The 17,419-nt window shown below is 74.7% G+C and carries 18 protein-coding genes; 10 read left to right on the top strand and 8 right to left on the bottom strand.

Annotation, left to right across the window (positions count from 1 at the left end; translation table 11 throughout):
- Together BI06_RS06595 and BI06_RS06600 are read left to right on the top strand one after the other, a co-directional pair.
- Entirely contained in the window at window positions 1-627 is a 627-nt protein-coding gene (locus tag BI06_RS06595; protein ID WP_030397676.1) for a TetR/AcrR family transcriptional regulator, read from the top strand.
- On the top strand, window positions 624-2,045 hold the full coding sequence (locus BI06_RS06600; RefSeq protein WP_051740320.1) for an MFS transporter: 1,422 nt from the start codon (window positions 624-626) through the stop codon (window positions 2,043-2,045). The genes BI06_RS06595 and BI06_RS06600 overlap by 4 nt, the downstream gene beginning before the upstream one ends.
- Before the next feature lie 197 nt (window positions 2,046-2,242).
- On the opposite strand, the gene BI06_RS06605 is transcribed toward BI06_RS06600, so the two are convergent.
- The 5 genes from BI06_RS06605 to BI06_RS06625 all read right to left on the bottom strand — a co-directional run bounded on the left by BI06_RS06605 (window position 2,243) and on the right by BI06_RS06625 (window position 6,365).
- Window positions 2,243-2,719, bottom strand: a complete 477-nt coding sequence (locus BI06_RS06605) for a hypothetical protein (RefSeq protein WP_043465667.1) — start codon at window positions 2,717-2,719, stop codon at window positions 2,243-2,245.
- Window positions 2,720-2,875: 156 nt separating this feature from the next.
- Window positions 2,876-3,766, bottom strand: a complete 891-nt coding sequence (locus tag BI06_RS45970) for an alpha/beta fold hydrolase (protein WP_233290027.1) — start codon at window positions 3,764-3,766, stop codon at window positions 2,876-2,878.
- A gap of 105 nt (window positions 3,767-3,871) precedes the next feature.
- Window positions 3,872-4,693 carry a hypothetical protein gene (locus BI06_RS06615; RefSeq protein ID WP_043465670.1) on the bottom strand — a complete coding sequence of 274 codons (822 nt, stop codon included), beginning with the start codon at window positions 4,691-4,693 and terminating at the stop codon, window positions 3,872-3,874.
- 20 nt (window positions 4,694-4,713) lie between these two features.
- Complete coding sequence (locus tag BI06_RS06620; protein WP_030397671.1) at window positions 4,714-4,914, bottom strand: hypothetical protein; 201 nt, start codon at window positions 4,912-4,914, stop codon at window positions 4,714-4,716.
- 38 nt (window positions 4,915-4,952) lie between these two features.
- On the bottom strand, window positions 4,953-6,365 hold the full coding sequence (locus tag BI06_RS06625) for an MATE family efflux transporter (RefSeq protein ID WP_063794918.1): 1,413 nt from the start codon (window positions 6,363-6,365) through the stop codon (window positions 4,953-4,955).
- Window positions 6,366-6,569: 204 nt separating this feature from the next.
- On the opposite strand from BI06_RS06625, the gene BI06_RS06630 reads away from it, so the two are divergent.
- The 7 genes from BI06_RS06630 (at window position 6,570) to BI06_RS06660 (ending at window position 12,567) form a co-directional block, all read left to right on the top strand.
- Window positions 6,570-7,112, top strand: coding sequence for a PadR family transcriptional regulator (locus BI06_RS06630; RefSeq protein WP_030397669.1), 543 nt, complete (start codon window positions 6,570-6,572; stop codon window positions 7,110-7,112).
- Window positions 7,113-7,280: 168 nt separating this feature from the next.
- Window positions 7,281-8,198, top strand: coding sequence for a class I SAM-dependent methyltransferase (locus tag BI06_RS06635; protein ID WP_369826051.1), 918 nt, complete (start codon window positions 7,281-7,283; stop codon window positions 8,196-8,198).
- Between the two features lie 106 nt (window positions 8,199-8,304).
- Window positions 8,305-9,369: an acyltransferase domain-containing protein gene (locus tag BI06_RS06640; protein WP_233290028.1), complete on the top strand. Its 1,065-nt coding sequence runs from the start codon at window positions 8,305-8,307 to the stop codon at window positions 9,367-9,369.
- Between the two features lie 190 nt (window positions 9,370-9,559).
- The gene (locus BI06_RS06645) at window positions 9,560-10,450 is read left to right on the top strand and encodes an oxaloacetate decarboxylase (RefSeq protein ID WP_030397666.1); all 891 of its coding nucleotides are present in this window, start codon (window positions 9,560-9,562) and stop codon (window positions 10,448-10,450) included.
- A complete protein-coding gene (locus tag BI06_RS53250; RefSeq protein WP_037782338.1) occupies window positions 10,447-10,794 on the top strand; it encodes a hypothetical protein in 348 nt (115 codons plus the stop codon). Before BI06_RS06645 ends, BI06_RS53250 begins: the two co-directional genes overlap by 4 nt.
- Entirely contained in the window at window positions 10,791-11,891 is a 1,101-nt protein-coding gene (locus tag BI06_RS06655) for a bile acid:sodium symporter family protein (RefSeq protein ID WP_082558305.1), read from the top strand. Before BI06_RS53250 ends, BI06_RS06655 begins: the two co-directional genes overlap by 4 nt.
- Before the next feature lie 154 nt (window positions 11,892-12,045).
- Window positions 12,046-12,567: a hypothetical protein gene (locus BI06_RS06660; protein ID WP_043465680.1), complete on the top strand. Its 522-nt coding sequence runs from the start codon at window positions 12,046-12,048 to the stop codon at window positions 12,565-12,567.
- Window positions 12,568-12,784: 217 nt separating this feature from the next.
- Here BI06_RS06660 and BI06_RS06665 read toward each other — a convergent pair whose 3' ends face one another.
- Genes BI06_RS06665 through BI06_RS06675 form a run of 3 tightly spaced genes read right to left on the bottom strand, consistent with a single transcriptional unit; the run spans window position 12,785 to window position 16,004 of the window.
- On the bottom strand, window positions 12,785-13,672 hold the full coding sequence (locus BI06_RS06665) for a hypothetical protein (RefSeq protein WP_030397662.1): 888 nt from the start codon (window positions 13,670-13,672) through the stop codon (window positions 12,785-12,787).
- The gene (locus BI06_RS06670; RefSeq protein WP_082558306.1) at window positions 13,669-15,576 is read right to left on the bottom strand and encodes a GMC family oxidoreductase; all 1,908 of its coding nucleotides are present in this window, start codon (window positions 15,574-15,576) and stop codon (window positions 13,669-13,671) included. Before BI06_RS06670 ends, BI06_RS06665 begins: the two co-directional genes overlap by 4 nt.
- Complete coding sequence (locus BI06_RS06675) at window positions 15,573-16,004, bottom strand: hypothetical protein (protein WP_233290029.1); 432 nt, start codon at window positions 16,002-16,004, stop codon at window positions 15,573-15,575. The genes BI06_RS06670 and BI06_RS06675 overlap by 4 nt, the downstream gene beginning before the upstream one ends.
- A gap of 461 nt (window positions 16,005-16,465) precedes the next feature.
- Between BI06_RS06675 and BI06_RS06680 the strand changes: the two genes are divergently transcribed.
- A complete protein-coding gene (locus BI06_RS06680) occupies window positions 16,466-17,284 on the top strand; it encodes a DUF4389 domain-containing protein (protein WP_051740322.1) in 819 nt (272 codons plus the stop codon).
- Window positions 17,285-17,419 lie beyond the last annotated feature (135 nt).

A 17,419-nucleotide genomic window follows, 5' to 3' on the forward strand; every position in this document is an offset into this window, starting at 1 on the left:
ATGACCGAACAGGACAAGTCCGTCGGCCTGCGTGCCCGCTTGGTCGCGGCCGGGGTCGAACTGCTCGCGCTGGAGGGCGTCCACGCCCTCACCCTGCGCGAGATCGCCCGCCAGGCCGGGGTCTCGCACGGCGCCCCGCGCAGGTACTTCGCCACCCACGCCGAACTGCTCGCCGCCATCGCCGGGCACGGCTTCGGCGAGCTGGCCACCGCGCTGGGCCTCGACGCACCGCCCGCCAGCACCATCTCCGCCGCAGCAGCCCGGACCCGGCTCGACGAACTCGCCCGCGGCTACCTCGCCTTCGCGGCCGAGCAGCCCGGCATGTTCGAGCTGATGTTCCGTCACGACGTGCTGGAGGGCAGCGGCGCGGAGCTGCGCCGCACCTCGCTCCCCCTCTTCGAGGCCGTCACCCGCCTGGTCGCCGCGATCCGGCCGTCCGCGGATGCGGACGGGGACGGGGACGGACCGCCGCCGCCCACCGTGGTCGCGGCGGCGCTCTGGGCCAATCTGCACGGTCTCGCCCAGCTCCGCGCCTGGGGCAGCCTCCGCCTCGCCACCGGCGGCGACAGCGTCGAACCGGTCCTCCGCGCCACCCTCGACGCCCACCTCGGCCGGGACGCCGGATGACGGCCGCCCGCACCCGGCGCCTCACCCTCGTCGGCAGCATCCTCGGCGCCGCCGTCGTCGCCCTCGACGGCACGGTGCTCACCGTCGCCCAACCCAGCCTCCGCCGCGACCTGGACACCTCCCTGGCCGCCGTACAGTGGACCAGCACCGCCTATCTGGTCACCGTGGCCGCCCTGCTGGTGTTCGCGGGCCGGCTCGGCGACCGGTTCGGCCACCGCCAGGTCTTCGCCGTCGGCGCGATCGGCTTCGGCGCCGCCTCGGCGGGCATCGGCTTCGCCCCCGGCATCGGCTGGGTGATCGGTCTGCGTGTCCTCCAGGGCGTGGCGGGCGCGCTGCTCCAACCCGCCACCCTCGGGCTGCTCCGGGCCGTCTACCCGGCCGAACTGCTCGCCCGGCCGATCGCCTGGCGCACCAGCGCGATCGGGCTGTCGGCCGCCGCCGGTCCGCTGGTCGGCGGCGCCCTGACCGCCCAACTGGGCTGGCGGTCGGTGTTCTTCCTGACGGTCGTCCCCGCCGCGGTCGCCGGGGTCTCGGCGCTGCTGGTGCGGCTGCCGCCGTCGGCCGAGGCGACCGCCGCCGCGCCGGGTGCCGGGCTGGACCTGCCGGGCGCCGGGCTGCTGGGCGGCGCGCTGGCCGCGCTGGTGTTCACCCTGGCCGAGGTGCCCGAGCACGGCCCGTCCCCGGCCGTCTGGCTCGGACTGGCGGCCGCGACGGCGCTCGGCACCGCCTTCCTCCGTCACGAACGGCGGACCCGGCACCCGCTGCTGCCACCGGCCGTCCTCCGCGCCCCGACGGTGGCCCCCGCACTGGGCGTCCTGCTCACCGCCTCGGCGGCCCTGTTCGGCACGCTCTTCCTCGTCACCTACTTCCTCCAGGACGTGCTCGCCCTCGACCCGCTCGCCTGCGCGCTCCGGGCACTGCCGCTCGCGCTGGCGATGGTGGTGGCCGCGCCCGCCTCCGCCGCCCTGGGCCGCCGTCACGGTCCGCGTCGGACGGTGGTGGCGGGGATGTCCTCGCTCACCCTGGGCATCCTCCTCGCCTTCGGGTTCCGCCCGGACACCCCGGTGATCGTGACGAGCGCGGCGTTCCTGCTGCTGGGCGCCGGTTTCGGGTCGGTGATGGCCACCGCGACGACGGCGGTCGTCCGCGCCGCGCCGCTCGGGGCCGCCGGGGTCGCGGGCGGGCTCCAGCAGACCGCGATGAACATCGGCCCCGCCCTCGGCGTCGCCGCCGCGACCACCCTCGCCGCCGGCCGCCCACCGGCCGAAGCCCTCGCCCCGGCCCTGCTCACCCTGGCAGCCGTGGCCGTCACCGGCACACTCCTCGCCACCCGCCTCCCGGCCGCCCACCGACCCGCCGCACCGGTACCGACACCGGCGCCCGCGCCCGCGCCCGCGTTCCGGGACGCTGAGCGCTGAAGCCCGGCCTCGGACATGCCTCCGGCCGTGTGCCGGGACGGGCTCCCCGTCCGCGACCGGCTCCAGCAGCCGGGCCGCCGCCCGGGCCGCCGCCACGGTGCTCGGCGCAAGGGCGACGCCCCCTGCTCCTCGGCGGTGCCGGTGAGCAGGGGGCGGCCCCCGGGGTTCGCCGCTGGGCCTCAGCCCTGCCGCGGGTTTCAGCCCTGCCGGCCTGTTTCGACGATCTTCATGACGAACGGCGTGGTGTTGTTGCCGAGGTGGAGGATGTCGTCGATGCTGCTGACGCTGACCCGTCCGCCGGTCAGATTCCCGAGCGGAGCATCCTCGGAGACCCTGACCGGGACGAGCGCGGTGGCACTGTCGTCCACGTTGAGGCCGGCCGGGAAGACGCACCGGACGGTCCACACGCCGAGCAGGCCCTGCGTCGCCTGGCAGTCCTCGGGGAAGTAGGGCTCCTCGGGTGTCACGCCGCGCGGCAGGCGGACGCTGACGGTGAAGCTGTTCGCGGTCTTCTGAGGGCCGCCGTTGGCGACGAAGCCGTGCAGCGTTGTCGAACCGCCCGGCGTGGCCGGGTCCGGGTCGAGCCGAACCACTTCCAGGTCGGAATTCGACGGCACGGCCGCCTGGGCCGTCGTCGCGGGCACCAGCACGGCCATGAAGGCCGCCCCGGCCACCAGGGCCAGGCGCCCGGTCTACATCGTCTGCGGGGTGGCGGGTTTCCGCGCGACCTGGCCGTTCGTGGCCACTCCATCGGGTGAGCGCCGGCACCGGCCCGGGCCGATGCCCATCCGGGGCCGCCGTCCGTCAGCTCGCCTCGAACTGCGACAAGATCAACTGTCGGACAGCCTTTGGCCGGTGCCGATGGCGTCCCGAACGAACCGGCGCAGGTGCGCGCGCACCTCGTCGGGCTGCTCCAGCCAGGGCTCGTGCCCCGCGCCCTCGATCCGGGTCAGCGGCACGCCCAGCCGGAGTGCGAGCGACTCGAGCGCCGACACCGGACGGGGGTCGTCGACCCCACCGAGAAGCTCCGTCCGGGTGGGCAGGCGAGTGCGCAGGTCTGCGAGGTGGCCGTCGAGCGGATCGGCGCGGCCTTCGCGGCCGAGTTCGGCGTTCATGGACCAGTTGACCGGCCGACGCCGCCGGGCACCTTCGGCCGCCCAGCGCCACCCGCGTTCGGGATCGGAGTGGTCGGTGAACCATGCCAGGGTGAGCAGCTCGACCTCCTGCTCCTCCGTACGCTGCGGCAACTCCTCCAGCTCGCGGAGCCGCTGCTGCTGGGCCGTCGACATCCGGCGGCCGCGTTCCGCCCGCTCGCCGGTGCGCCAGTCGCCGACGAACGGACCGCACAGCAGCAGTACGGCGCGCGCCCGCTCGGGGTGGCGCAGACAGAACCGGCTCGCCAGACCGGTGCCGTAGGAGTGGCCGATCAGCACGGCCTCGGACAGCTCCCAGGCGTCGAGGAGTTCGGCGAGGTCCTCGACGTGCCGGGCGAGGGAATGACGGCCGCGCCACTCCGATCGACCGGTGCCGCGCTGGTCGTACCGGTACACGGGTGCGAGGTCCGCGACCATCGGGGCGATGCCGCCCAGGTAGTCCGGCAGCCCGGGACCACCGTGGAGCAGGACCACGGCCGGCCGCCGAGTCGTGTCCCCCAGGGCCTTCCAGTGCACCTGCGCCCCGTCGGTCATCGTCACGAAGCCCTGCTTCTCCGTCGGAGTCACCGCCAGGAGGTTACCGGCGTCGCTGATGCTCCGCCAAGGTCGTTTCGTCGGGCCGGATCGTCGGATGCGTGCCCCGACGGGCTCGGGATGATCGGTGGGTCGGGCTCAGCGGCGGACGAAGTAGGTGGCGGCGTCGCGGTTGCCGAGCCAGCGGAGGGTGAGGGGGCAGCGGGACAGCCGACGCCAGTGGGTGGTCAGTTCGGTGAAGAAGTCGTGGTCGGCGCAGAGGCCGCCGGGGCGGTCGCCCAGGTACAGCACGCCCGGCCCCCGGTAGGCGCGCAGGGTGTCGGCGGCCATCGGGTCGCGGTGCGGGGGCCAGAGCAGGGCGAGTACCCGGTCGGGGTGGGCGGCGGCGTCCTCGGCGGCCCGGCCGGGCCGGACCTCGGTGTACTGGAAGCGGTCGGTGAAGCCGTTCCGTTCGGTACGGGACTCGACATCGGTCGCGAGCACGTCGACGCCGCGGGCCCGCAACAGCCAGGCCCAATAACCGCTGCCCGCACCCACTTCCAGCAGACCCCGGCCGTCCAGGCAGTCCGCGATCCAGTCCAGGGCGGTGCGGGAGGCCAGGGCCCAGCTGTAGACCCGGGAGAGCTCCTGCCGCCGGGGCAGCGCGGGGCCCAGCCCGGCGGGCAGGTGGTCGAACACCTCGACGACCGGTCGGGTGCGGCTGCCGTGGCGGAGCGCGGGGTACCACAGCAGCGGCACCATCTGCGGGTTGTGCGCCGCGAACTCGACGTCCTGCTCGGGCAGCAGGTCGCCGAGTTGCCGGAACGGTCGGCCCCACCCGGGGTGGTGCAGCTCGGCACGGCCGGCCCAGAGGCGGATCAGCCGCTCGGCCGTGCCGGCGACCATGAGGGCGGTGGGGTCGCCGGGCCGGGCGGCGGCGCCCGCCCCGGGGTGCCCGGGCGCAGCCGTCGGCTCGGTCATGGGCGGTGTCCGGCGAGCGGTCAGAGCGCCATGTGGTCCTGGACCGCCAGCCCGTCGGAGCCGCCGACGGGCTGCCCGAACAGGGCTATGTGCGCCTCGACGACGATGCCGGGGGCGGTGGCCGGCTCCTGGACCGCGCTGACGCCGCTCACCACGGCGGCGGCGGCGAGCGCCGCGGTGGCGGCACCGATCAGGGCGGTGTGACGGCTGTTCAGTTCCATGGCGCACGCTCCGGTCTCGGAAATCGATCGCACGCACCTTAGGCAGACGCGTTCCGCTCGATCAATCGAATTTCTGACGACTCCTCAGGCACGTTCCGGCGCGGTTCGTCCCCAACTGCTCCGGCCCGGCGGCGGGACAGCGGGAGCAGGAGCAGCGCGAGCTGGACCAGCGCGCCGATCGTCATCCCGGCCCAGAGGCCGCGGACCCCGAACGGACCGGACAGGGCCGCGCCGGAGGCGAGCTGGGCGGTGAGGCCGAGCAGCACCGCGACCACCGGCCGCCGTCCGGCACCGGCCGCCTGGTGCACTCCGCCGAGGGCGACCACCAGCGCGTAGGGCAGCAGGTAGAGGCCGGCCATCCGGAGGAAACCGACGGCCTCGCCGGCCACCGCCGGGTCGTCGGTGAACAGCGCGGCCACCGGTCGCGCGGCCGCCGCGCAGAGCAGGGCCGCAGCCGCCCCGAGCACCCCGGCCAGCCCGGCGGTGTCGCGGGCGAGGGAGCGCACGAGGACGGCGGGGTCGACTCCGGCCCGACGGGCCGCGCCGGTCAGCCGGGCGGCCTCGATGGCGGCGGCCTGCCGGACGGCGTAGAAGGCCATCGTGACGATCAGCAGGACGCGGTAGCCCACTCCGTACCCGGCCACCGCCGGCACGCCGAAGGCCGCGACCAGTCCGAGCTGGACCGTCCCGACGCCCATCCGCGCGGTGAAGTCCAGGCCGAACGGCGCGCCGGTCGCGGTGATCGCGCGCCCCTCCGCGAGCAGGCCCTCCGTGAGCGGCCCCTCAGCGAGCGCCCCGCCCGCCGGGGCCGGCAACCGGTGGCGGCGGCGGAGCAGGGCGGTGACGGCGAGCGCGACCGCCCGGGAGGCGGTCAGCGCCAGCGCCGCGCCGGTCACGCCGAGCGCCGGGAACGGGCCGGGCCCGAGGATCAGCAACGGGTCCAGGACGAGCAGCAGGGCGTTGCCGAGCAGGGCCGTCCGCAGCGGCGTCCGGGTGTCGCCGACGCCCTTGAAGAGCTCGTCGGCGATCCGCTGGGCGAAGAACAGGGCGAAGGCCGGGAAGGCCACGGTGAACCAGTCGGCGGCGAGCGCGGCGGCCTCGCCGTCCAGGAAGGCGCCGGCGATACGGTCCCTGACCAGGAAGCCGGGGACGGCAATCAGGAGGCTGCCGAGCGCGCAGAGCCGCCAGGCGGCCCGGGCGACGCGCCCGGCCCCGGCCCGGTCACCGGCGCCGTGGGCGTGCGCGAGCCGCACGGTGGTGCCGGACGCGACCACCAGGACCAGGCCGAGCAGCAGGTTCTCCACGGTGCCGGCCAGGGTGACGGCGGCCACCGCCGGTGCGCCCAACCCGGCCACCCAGTAGGCGCCGACGACCGAGGCGACCACCCCCGAGAGCAGTTCCCCGTAGACCGGTCCCGCCAGTGCCACGAGCCGTGGCAGATGCCCCCGCATGCTTCCTCCGCTGTCCCCGTCGGCCTTCGGTCGCGATGGCCTCGCTGGCCTCGCCGGCCCGCTGGCCTGCTGGCCTCGAATAGAGATACATCGAATCGAGGCACCTCGACAAGAGATATTGTGGCGCCGTCGCACCTGTGCACCACCACGCAACGGCGACGCGCCGCGACGCCGGAACGCCACGACGACGGAGGGCCCCCGACCGTGCTGACGCTCGCGATCCTCGGTTTCCTGCACGACGAGCCGCTGCACGGCTACCAGTTGAAGGCCCTGATCACCGGTCTGACCGGCCATGTCCGGCCGGTCAGCGACGGCGCGCTCTACCCCGCGATCACCAGGCTGGAGAAGGCCGGGCTGCTGCTGCGGCGCACCGAGCCGGGCACCGGCGCCGCCCCCCGGCAGGTCCTGGAGCTGACCGCCGAGGGGCGCGCCGAGCTGGAACGGCGGCTGGCCGAGCCGACCGAGGTCGAGATCTCCGACCAGATCCGCTTCTTCACCGTCGCCACCTTCCTCGACCGGCTGGCCGACCCGGCCCGGCAGGCCGCCGTCCTCGGGCGGCGGCTCGCCTTCCTGGAGGCGCCGAGCAGCTTCTTCTACGACGCGGACGGTCTCCCGGTCACCGCCGAGCAGGAACCCAACCCGTTCCGGCGCGGCATCCTGCTGGTCGCCCGGGCCTCCGGCGCGGCCGAGCGGGCCTGGCTGACCGAGACCATCGCCGAACTGGAACGCGGCACTCCGAACGCCTGAACGGGCCGCCGGACACGTCGCCCCCGAGGGGATCCCACCGGCGCGGCGCGTGGCTATGATGACCGCCACCCCCGCGGCCGGTCCGTCCGGCACCCCGGCGCCCGCCGCGAGTGGCCAGGTCACGGGCCGGTCCCCGACCCGCGCCGTCCGCACCCGAGGGAGACCGCCGTGCCCAGTGCCGACATCGCCGCCGCCGCGAACACCGCGCACACCGCCGGCGCCGCACGGTCCGCGACCGGCCCCGGACCGGGCGCGCCCCGGGCCGCCGCACGCCGGGAGGACATCCCCGGCTGGTTCTTCCGGCTGGACCAGCAGGCCTTCGGCCACCTCCTCGCCGCCCAGAGCGCGGCCGGCACCACCGGCGACATCCTCGAACTCGGCAGCTACCTGGGGCGCAGCGCCGTCCTGCTCGGCGACCACCTGCGGCCGGGCGAGCACCTGACGGTCTGCGACCTGTTCGACTCGGAGGCGGGCGACGCCGACAACGCCGCCGAGATGACGATGTCCTACCGGGCCTCGCTCACCCGGAGCGGCTTCGAGGCGAACTACCTCGCGTTCCATCCCGAACTGCCGACCATCGTGCAGGCACCGACCTCGGTGCTGGCCGACGGCCGGGTCCCGGACGGCAGCTGCCGCTTCGTCCACATCGACGCCTCCCACCTCTACGAGCACGTGGCCGGGGACATCGCGGTGGCGCGGCGGGCGCTGTCCGGGAGCGGCCTGGTGGTGCTGGACGACTACCGCTCGGAGCACACGCCCGGCGTGTCGGCGGCGGTATGGCAGGCGGTGTTCACCGGCGGACTGCGGCCGGTGCTGCTGACGCCGATGAAGTTCTACGGGACGTGGGGCGATCCGGATCCGGTCCGGCGGGCGCTGCTGGCGCGCGACTGGCGGGCGGAGGGGTTCACGGTGGACGAGGACACCATCGCCGGCGAGTCGGTGCTGCGGCTCAACAACGCGGTCCGTCCGGCGGCGCGGCGCTCGGGCGCGCGCCGGGTGCTGCTCGACCTGCTGCCGCCGGTCGCCACCCGGTCGGTCCGGCGGGCGCTGGGCGCGCTGCGGACGCGGCGGGGGCCGGGGGCGTAGCGGAGGTGCGACGGGCGCGGCGGGTAGGGCCGGACCGCCGATAGGGTCGCCGGGTCGGGTCCGCCGGCCGGGCGGGCCGGACGCCGCACCCGTGGAGGGCCCCGAAGTGCCGTCGCGTACGCCCGATCTGCCGTACCCACCGAACGCCTCCGAGTCCGCTCGGCTCCCCCGGCTCGAGCAGTTCCAGCAGCTCGCATCGCTCCCGCAACTCCCCCCGCTCCCGTCGGACGAGGAACTGGTCGAGGCCCTGCGGGGGCTCGCGGTGCCGTTCGAGGAGGTGAACGGCCTGCTGGCGGCCCGGACCCGGCTGGACCGCGACCGGGGACTGCGGACGTTCTTCGAGGAGATGCTGCGCACGCAGGCCGCGGCCGTGGGGACGCTCGGGCAACCGGCCGGGCTGGACCGCGACTGGGCCGCCGGAACGGCCGGCGGCGCGGGCCTCGCCACCCTGTTGTTCGTCGCGCTGGCACCGCTCGCCCGGGCGCACCACCGGGCGCTCGGCATCCCGGCCGAGGTGACCGGGTCGACGCTGGCCGACCTCGGCCGGCAGCTCGCGGTCAGCCGGTGGCGCGGCCGGTCCGGGCTGGGCAACGCGCGCTGGCTGACGCTGCACTTCCGGGGCGAGCTGTTCCAGCTCGGCCGCCTCCAGTTCCAGCGCACCCGGCTCGCCGCCGCGGACATCCCGGCCACCGGGACCGGGGGCGCCGACGCGTGGAGCCTGCAGCTGCACATCCCCGACCACTGCGGGCCGCTCTCCCCCGCGGCCTGCGACCGCGCGCTGGACCGGGCCCGAGAGTTCTTCCCCCGCCACTTCCCCGGGGAGCCGTACCGGAGCTGCCACATCTTCTCCTGGCTGCTCGATCCGCAGCTCGCCGACCACCTGCCGGCCGGGTCGAACATCGTCCGGTTCCAGCGGCGGTTCTCCCCGCTGGAGCAGCCGGACCGGCCGTCGGTGCCCGAGGACACCAATCCGCTGAAATTCGTCTTCGGCGACGTCGAGCGGCCGCTGGACTCCCTGCCCCGCGACACCGCCGTCCAGCGCGCCCTGGTCGACCATCTGCGGGCGGGCGGCCACTGGTACGTGCGGGGCGGCCGGCTGCCGTTCCCGGCCGGTGTCACGGCCGGTGCCCCGGCAGTCCACCCGGCCGTCGGGCAGACGCCGGATCGATGAGTCGATATCCGATGGAATGACCATTCAGATAAATCTGATCGGACTCACTCGAACGAGGGAACATCCATTAAAGATTTGCCCACGGAACATTAAAGAGCGCATAGTGATGATGCCTCAGTTGGCCATAGGAATGGCCAACTTTCGGCAAAGTCCCGTGCGTGTCGCGCACGGATCCCCGGAAGACGAGGAGATGACGTTGCGTCACGAGAACCTTCACGACGGCTACGGGCAGCGGCTGCGCGAGCGGATCGCCGCCCCGGGGACGGCCCCGCTCATCGGCGTCTACGACATGTACTCCGCCTCCATCGCGGCCGAGCACTACGACGGCATGTTCGTCTCCGGCTTCGGCTTCGCGGCCTCCTACTACGGACTGCCCGACATCGGCTTCATCGCCTGGCCGGACATGGTCGCCTTCGTCGAGCGGCTGCGCGGCGCCTTCCCCCGGCACCACCTGCTGGTCGACATCGACGACGGCTACGTCGACCCCGAGGTGGCCTGCCACGTGGTGCGGCGGCTGGAGCGGATCGGAGCCTCGGGCGTCATCCTGGAGGACCAGAAGCGGCCGCGTCGCTGCGGCCATGCCGACGGCAAGCAGGTCCTCCCCCTCGACGAGTACCTGGAGAAGCTCGACCAGGTCCTCGCGGCCCGCACCGATCTGGTCGTGGTCGCCCGCACGGACGCCACCGAGGAGGCCGACATCCTGCGCCGGGCCGAGGCCCTCGCCGCCACCGAGGCGGACGTGGTGCTGGTCGACGGCGTGCGCAGCGAGGAGTGGATCCGGAGGATCCGCCGGGTGGTGGGCGACAAGCCGCTGCTGTTCAACCAGATCGCCGGCGGCAAGTCGCCCCGGCTGTCGCTCTCCGAGCTGGACGCCCTCGGGGTGGACGTGGCCATCTACAGCACCCCGTGCCTGTTCGCCGCCCACCGGGCGATGGACGAGGCGCTCGCCGGCCTCAAGGTCGCGGACGGCCGGCTCCCGGCCGAGGCCGGAGGCCGCCAGCCGATCGGCGTCCGCGAGTCGACCGAGCTGCTCGAGCGGAACATCGCCGGCGTCCGGACGCGCGAGGAGGTGGGCGTATGACGCTCCGGGTGCCCGGTCCGGCCGTACCGGCCCCGGCGGAGGCGTCGCGCCGGGGCCGCCACCGGGTGCTCGCCGTCGGGCTGGCGCTGGCGGCGTGGGCCCTGCTCGGCTGCGCCGTCCCGGGGGTGGCCGTCGGGGCAGGCAGTCTCCTCACCGTGATCGACAACTCCGGGGCGGACTCGATCGTCGAGATCGACCGGACGGCCGATCTCCTCTTCGGGCACGGGTCCGCCGGCAGCGACCACGACGGCTCGACCTCGGTGCTGCCCGGCCTGCTGGACCTCGCCGGAAGCACCGCCGCGCCCCTGCCCCCACCCCCGGCAGCGGAGGAGGACGAGGAATGACCACGGTCGGTCAGCACCGGGCGACGCCCCCGCCGGAGGCGTCGCCCCCGGCGGGCAGCGGCGAACGGCGGCGGCCGTGGTGGCGGGTGCTCGACCCCTATGTGGCCGCGCTGGCCGGGGCCGTGGCCCTGGCCGCGCTGCTCCCCGCCTCCGGACGGGCGGCGCACCGGGCCGAGCTGGCCTGCGAGCTCGCGGTGGGGCTGCTCTTCTTCCTGTACGGGGCGCGGCTGTCCACCCGGGAGACGGTCGCCGGACTGCGGCACCTGCGACTGCACGGCCTGGTCCTGGCCTGCACCTTCGTCGTGTTCCCCCTGCTCGGTCTCACCCTTACGGCGGTGACCCCCGTCGCGGACACCGGCCCGCTGCGGACCGGGGTGCTGTTCCTCTGCCTGGTGCCGTCCACCGTCCAGTCCTCGGTGGCACTGACCGGCGTCGCCCGGGGGAACGTCCCGGCCGCGATCTGCGCCGGCACCTACTCCAGCCTGGCGGGTCTGCTGCTGACGCCGCTCCTCGCGGCCTGGTTGCTGGGAGCGGGCGCGGCCCTCTCGGCCGACGGGCTGCTGCGGATCTGCGCCCAGTTGCTCGCGCCCTTCGTGGCGGGGCAGTTGCTGCGCCCCTGGATCGGCGACTTCCTGGGGCGCCACCGCCGGGCGCTCGCCCCGGTCGACCGGGGGTCGATCCTGCTGGTCGTGTACACCGCGTTCAGCGGCGCGGTCGAGCAGGGCGTGTGGGCCACCGTCACACCGGTCGCGCTGCTCGGGCTGCTGGCGGTGCTGCTGTGCCTGCTCACGGCCGCCCTCGCCATTGCCAGGCTCGGCGCGCGGGCGCTGGGCCTGGAGCGCGCCTCCGGCATCGCTGCGGTGCTCTGCGGCTCGCAGAAGAGCCTGGCCGCCGGGCTGCCGATGGCCACCGTCCTCTTCGGCTCCCGGGCGGGTCTGCTGGTGCTGCCGCTGATGATGTACCACCAGTTGCAGTTGGTGGCCGGCGCGCTCCTGGCCGGGCGCTGGTCCCGAGCCGCGGACGGGGAACCGACTCCCGCAGGTCAGGCGGACGAAGGAGGCTCGGGGGTCAACACGAGTATGACAAAGGCATATTGACGTTCAGTCAGGATGCCTGAAGACTGGCACGGCCCTGGCGCGGCACCATCCCCGGCGCCGCCGCCCCGGAGTGTTCCGCTCGTACATGTCACTTCTTCACAGCCCCGCCACCGGAGCATCCGGCTCCGCGCGCGGGCGGTCCAAGGAGACAGCCATGAGCAACGACACCCGCCCCTTCATCCGACGCGCCGCCCTCGGCGCCTGCGCGGCGGCCCTGGCCGCCCTGGTGGTGCCGAGCACCACCGCGCACGCGGCCACCGCGCACCCGACCGCCACCCTGGCCAAGCCGGGCAACGGCGCCGGCGTCCTGACCCTCACCGTCCCCGCCACCCGCCCCGGGGCCGCGCCGCTGACGATCGACTGCACCGTGACCCCGTCGACGCCCTTCCGCTACTACGGGGGCCCTTACGGCGGAGGGGAGGAGGGCCTGGCGAGCGTCGAGTGCTCGGCCCTCGTCTACAAGATCCAGGTCGATGTGGCGCTCTACTACAACGGCTCCCAGGTCACCTACAACTCCAGGACCGCGTACAACGCGCTGAATGCGACCGCCGACACCGAGTACCCGCTGAAGCAGGGCTCGTACCAGACCGGCGCGCGGGCGACCATCACGACGGTCCTCGGCGGCACCCCGGTGACCAGCCCCATCTACGGAAGCGCGAGCGTCAACCTGCCGTAGGCCCGGATCCGACCTTCCGCACGGCACCCTGCCTCTGACCGAACGGCGGCCCACGGGGCGCGCCGGGCGCAACCAGGGCCCGTGACAGCAGCCGCCGGTGGAGCCCACGGGCGGCTGCTGTCCGGCCCACCGGTCACTGTGGGCAAGGACGCGGACGGAGCCTCCGGGCCCGGTCCACCATCGACCAGGAGGCGCCCACCTCCGCACCCACCCGGCGTCAGGGGATGTAGTAGGGGCGGTGGTGGGCGGCCACCGGTGCGGACTGGTAGGTCCAGGCGCCGGCCGCGGGGGCGTCGCCGACCAGGCGGGCGAGGTCGGCGACGGCTTCCCGGGCGGGACCGCCCGGACCGGGCCTGTCCGCGCCAGGGCTTTCCGGGCCGCGTTCGCCGAGGGTGAGGCGGACCCGGTCGGCAGTGCGGGCGTCCAGCGGGTGGAAGCGGTAGGGCTGGTGGACGGTGAGCGGGCCGGCCAGCAGTCGGCCCTCCTCGTCGGTGCCGTAGCCGGTGACGGGGGTGTTGACGACCGGCTCGCTGTCGAGGCCGGCCAGGTCGGCCTCGACGGCGAACAACTCCTCCTCGTGCCGGCGCAGCCCGTCCGGGCCGAGGGTGGCGCGGTGGCAGGCGACAGACCAGCGGTCGTGCACGGCGGCCGCGTTCAGGGAGGGCAGGACGGCGGTGAACCAGCCGGGGTGCTTGGGCTCGGCGTAGAGCCGGGTGCCGGCGTCGATGGCGAGCGGGTTGTCGCAGAGCACATGGAGGCGGGCGATGCCGAGCAGCCTGGTCTGGTCGTGGCCCCGGGCGTACTGGCCGTAGTCGACGGCCGGCAGGCGGTCGGCGGCGGACCGGGGGTGGGCGATCACGTTGATCTCCACCTCCTCGGTGATCCCGCCGCCGGTCGGGTACTGGGCGAAGTACAGCTGGTAGTTGAGCGAGACGCAGGCCCGGCCGCCGAAGTCGGCCGCGGCCAGAGCCGGATGACGCTCGGCCAGTAGTTCCTGGACCGGTCCGGGGTCGACCAGGTAGTCCACCCCGATGTTGTGCAGGGCTCCGTAGTGGAAGGGCAGGTAGTACGGCTCCGGCACGGGGGGCAGTGGCAGACCGGTCATGAGGGCTCCCTGGACGGGGTCGGTAAAGACGCGGGCGCGGAGGAGGAAGCGGGCGCGGCGGAAGGCTCGGACGGTCGCGGCGCGGTGAGTTCCGCCGGGCCGCGCAGGGCCGTCAGGTCGTGGTGGGCGCGGTCGGCGCTGCGCAGGGCGAGGGCGGCCATGGTGAGCGAGGGGTTGGAGGTGCCGAGCGAGGGCATCGAGCCGCAGCCGACGGCGTAGAGGTTGGGGTGGTCCCAGCAGCGCTGCCACTGGTCGACCACGGAGGTGCCCGGCGATTCGCCCATGGTGTGGGTGCCGCCGCCGTGGCCGGCGCCCCGGTAGCCGTACGGCCGGCCGTCGTGTTCGAGCCGCCCGGGCCAGCCGGGGCCGGCCTCGTAGCGGGTGTGGTCCTCGGCGCCGAGCAGGGCGAACAGCTGGTCGGAGACGGCCCGGGCGGAGGCCATGCCCTCTCGGACGTAGCCGGAGAGGTCGTAGTGGAGGGCCGGTCTCGGCAGGCCGAGGCGGTCCGGCCGGCTGTGGTCGAGGGTGACCCGGTTGGCCGGGTCGGCGGGCTGCTCCAGTTCGAACTGGAGCGAGAACTGACGGCCGAGCCGGTCGCCGAGGCGCTCGCGCAGGTCCTTGCCGCGCACCCCGGTGCGCAGCAGGGCCCCGGTCTCGACCTGGGGCGGTCGCCCGGCCCAGGACCAGCCCCAGTTGCCGATCTCGATCCGGAACGGTGCCCGCCGGGCCCGGGCCCGGCCGAAGCGGAAGGCTTCCAGCCCGCTGGTGGAGCCCGGCCCCCGGTAGGGACCGGTCGGCTCCGGCAGCAGGCCCCAGGTGAGCAGGGCCGGGTGGTCCATCAGGTTGCGGCCGACCTGGTCGCTGCGGTTGGCGAGGCCGGAGAGGAGCAGCAGCCGGGCGTTCTCGATCGCGTGGGCGGCAAGGACGACCAGGTCGGCGTGGACGCGGTGGGTGGTGCCGTCCGCGTGGTACTCGACGCCGGTGGCGCGGCCGGTGCCGTCGACCAGGACCCGGCTCGCCACGGCTCCGGTGCGCAGCCGGACACTGGGCGCCCAGCGGGCCTGGGTGCGCAGCGGGGTGTACTTGGCGCCGCTGGGGCAGGCCGGCACGCAGGAGGCCGTGCCCTGGCAGAGCGGCCCGACCGGGTGCTCCGGTCGGGTGGGCATGCCGTTGCGGGCGTGCGGGGTGGTGCTGACGGCGAGGCGGGCGTCCTCGTCGTCGGCCGGGTCGCGGACGGTCCGGCCGTCGAGGGCGCGGGCGAGGGTCCGGTCCAGGTGGGTGGCGGGGATCGCGCGCATCGGGAAGGCGTAGTCGGCGGGGATGGGCAGTCCGACGGCGCGGCGCTGCTGGTCGGCGTCGGCGGCGACGCCGAGTTCGTGTTCGGCCTGCCGGTAGTACGGTTCGAGGTCCTGGTAGCCGATGGGCCAGTTGCGGCCGTGGCCGAGGTCGGCGGTGCGGAAGTCCTCGGGGTGCATGCGCGGGGTGAGACCGGTCCAGAGCAGGCCGGTGCCGCCGTTGGCGCGCAGGTAGCCGCTCGCGTAGGGCAGCGGGCCGTGCTGGAGCAGGTATCCGGTGGCCGTGAACCCGCCGTCGGGCAGGCCGGTCAGGTCGTCGACGTCCGGGGACGGCGCGTCGGCGCTGCGGGGGTAGGGCGAGGTGGGGGTGCCGCCGCCGGCCGCGAGGTAGGCGGTGGCGGTCGTGGCGGGGTCGGGGACGTCGTGGCCCGCTTCGAGGACGAGGACCCGGTGGCCGTGGCCGCCCAGGCGGTGGGCCACCAGCGAGCCGGCGAAGCCCGCGCCGACGACGATCACGTCCCAGTGCCGGCGGGCCTCCTGGCGGGTGCCGTCCTCGCGGTTGGCGTCCGACCGGGCGCCGTCCCGGTGCCGCGCGGCGTCCCGGGTCATCGGCCGGCCCCGTCCTGCGGGGCCTCGGCCCAGCTGCCGTGGCCGGGGGCGGTGCTGCCGGGGGCGGCGCCGTGGAAGGTGCGCCACATCAGGCCGCGGTCGTGGGCCCGGGGCGAGGCGGGCGGCTCGTCCGGCCAGGCGCCGACATACCAGAGGTGGACCAGGGCGTGCTCGTCGCGGACCCGGTGGGCGAGCAGGGTCCGGTGGTGCTCGTGGGCCATGCCGGTGTCGCGCAATTCGCTCTCGTCGAAGCCGGTGAGCTCGGCGGAGAAGCGGAGGAAGTCGGCGAAGTCGGTCAGCTCCAGGAGGTCGCCCGACGCGGGGAAGCCGTACGCCGCCCGGTCCGGCTCGTCGGTGTCGGCCCCGGGGTCGAGCCCCTCGGCCACCGGTCCCGAGAGGCGGTGATGGTAGTCGTCGAACCCTGGCAAGCCGGCACCCCCATGGTGAGCAGGTCGCATGGTCACATCACGTCGTGTCGCATTCACGGCACAGCACAGCACGGCACAGCACGGCGCATCACGTCCCGGACATGACAGCCGGGAGGATGCTCCGCGTCCGACGGACGATCGGGCGAACTCCCGATCGCCCCGGAACCGATGCTGCCCCGTCTGCGCCCCCAGGAGAACCTTCGACCACAATCGATCGATCACGACCACTCCACCAAGGTTTCGCTGTCGTATCGCGACCGCTTGCTTATCAGATCGACTGCCTGAATGACCGATCCGGACCGGCCTGGTTCCGGCCGGCCGGGCGTCGTCGCACGGACGGCGTCGCACGGCCGGCGTCGCACGGGTGGCGCAACGCAGCGCGCGGGCTCCCCGGACGGCTGCGATCTTCGGAGCACGCGCGGGTCCACCGCGCGCCCCGGTGTCGAGCCCTGGAGGCCCCGATGTGGCAGGCTCCCCCCGCCGCCGCCCCGTACCCGAACGAATGGCTGCCCACGCTCGACATTCCCGCGCCCGGAGCCCAGAACCGGCTGACCGTGCTGTTCCGGCTCCTGCTGCTGATCCCGCAGTTCATCGTGCTCTGGGTGCTGTCGATCGTGGCGTTCGTGGTCACGGTCATCGGCTGGTTCGGCGCCCTCGTCCTCGGACGGCTCCCGGTCTTCGCCGCCGACTACCTCTGCGCGTACGTGCCGTACGAGACCCGGGTGAACGCGTACCTGCTGATGACGACGGGCAGCTACCCGCCGTTCGCCTTCCGCGTCCCCGAGTACCCCGTGCAGGTCGGCCTCAGGCCCGGGGAGCTGAACCGGCTCGCGGTGCTGTTCCGGATCGTGCTGGTCATCCCGGCCGCCGTGGTGCAGTGGCTGCTCTACGCGGGCTGGTGGGTGGTCGGCTGGATCAGCTGGCTGGTGGTGCTGGTCCTCGGACGGATGCCGCAGCCGCTGTTCGAGGCGACCGCGGCGGTGCTGCGCTACCGGATGCGGTACACGGCCTACCTGGTGATGCTCACCCCGGCCTACCCGAAGCGGCTCTTCGGCGACGAGCCCGGTCTGGACCCCGAGGGGACGGTGTCGGCGACCCGCCCGCTGGTCATGAGCGGCGCGGGCCGGGGACTGCTGGTGCTCTTCCTGGTGCTCGGCCTGGCCTCCGGGGTGACCAGCTCGGTCACGACGGCCGTGAACGACAACGACGACGACGAGGTCAAGAACGTCACCGGCCCGCTGCTCCCCGGCCCCCTGCTGCCGGGGCCGTCCTCCCGCTGAGGACACAACGGGCCGGCGCCGGAGGAACCACCGGAGGAACCCGGGGAGCAGGAACGAAAAAGCCACGGCGGCGGGGATTGCCCCCGCCGCCGTGGCGCGTCCCGGTCCCCGTCCGCACTGCCCACCGGACGGGGC

The sequence above is a fragment of the Kitasatospora sp. MBT66 genome (genome assembly GCF_000710405.2).
Taxonomy (GTDB): Bacteria; Actinomycetota; Actinomycetes; order Streptomycetales; family Streptomycetaceae; genus Kitasatospora; species Kitasatospora purpeofusca.

What these genes read in the sequence shown, in the direction of transcription:
- BI06_RS06645 (WP_030397666.1), top strand. Translation starts at nt 9,560, where the DNA reads ATGACGTTGCGTCACGAGAACCTTCACGACGGCTACGGGCAGCGGCTG.
- BI06_RS06620 (WP_030397671.1), bottom strand. Translation starts at nt 4,914, where the DNA reads ATGGAACTGAACAGCCGTCACACCGCCCTGATCGGTGCCGCCACCGCG.
- BI06_RS06665 (WP_030397662.1), bottom strand. Translation starts at nt 13,672, where the DNA reads ATGACCGGTCTGCCACTGCCCCCCGTGCCGGAGCCGTACTACCTGCCC.
- BI06_RS06660 (WP_043465680.1), top strand. Translation starts at nt 12,046, where the DNA reads ATGAGCAACGACACCCGCCCCTTCATCCGACGCGCCGCCCTCGGCGCC.
- BI06_RS53250 (WP_037782338.1), top strand. Translation starts at nt 10,447, where the DNA reads ATGACGCTCCGGGTGCCCGGTCCGGCCGTACCGGCCCCGGCGGAGGCG.
- BI06_RS06670 (WP_082558306.1), bottom strand. Translation starts at nt 15,576, where the DNA reads ATGACCCGGGACGCCGCGCGGCACCGGGACGGCGCCCGGTCGGACGCC.
- BI06_RS06615 (WP_043465670.1), bottom strand. Translation starts at nt 4,693, where the DNA reads ATGACCGAGCCGACGGCTGCGCCCGGGCACCCCGGGGCGGGCGCCGCC.
- BI06_RS06595 (WP_030397676.1), top strand. Translation starts at nt 1, where the DNA reads ATGACCGAACAGGACAAGTCCGTCGGCCTGCGTGCCCGCTTGGTCGCG.
- BI06_RS06655 (WP_082558305.1), top strand. Translation starts at nt 10,791, where the DNA reads ATGACCACGGTCGGTCAGCACCGGGCGACGCCCCCGCCGGAGGCGTCG.
- BI06_RS06680 (WP_051740322.1), top strand. Translation starts at nt 16,466, where the DNA reads ATGTGGCAGGCTCCCCCCGCCGCCGCCCCGTACCCGAACGAATGGCTG.
- BI06_RS06600 (WP_051740320.1), top strand. Translation starts at nt 624, where the DNA reads ATGACGGCCGCCCGCACCCGGCGCCTCACCCTCGTCGGCAGCATCCTC.
- BI06_RS06625 (WP_063794918.1), bottom strand. Translation starts at nt 6,365, where the DNA reads ATGCGGGGGCATCTGCCACGGCTCGTGGCACTGGCGGGACCGGTCTAC.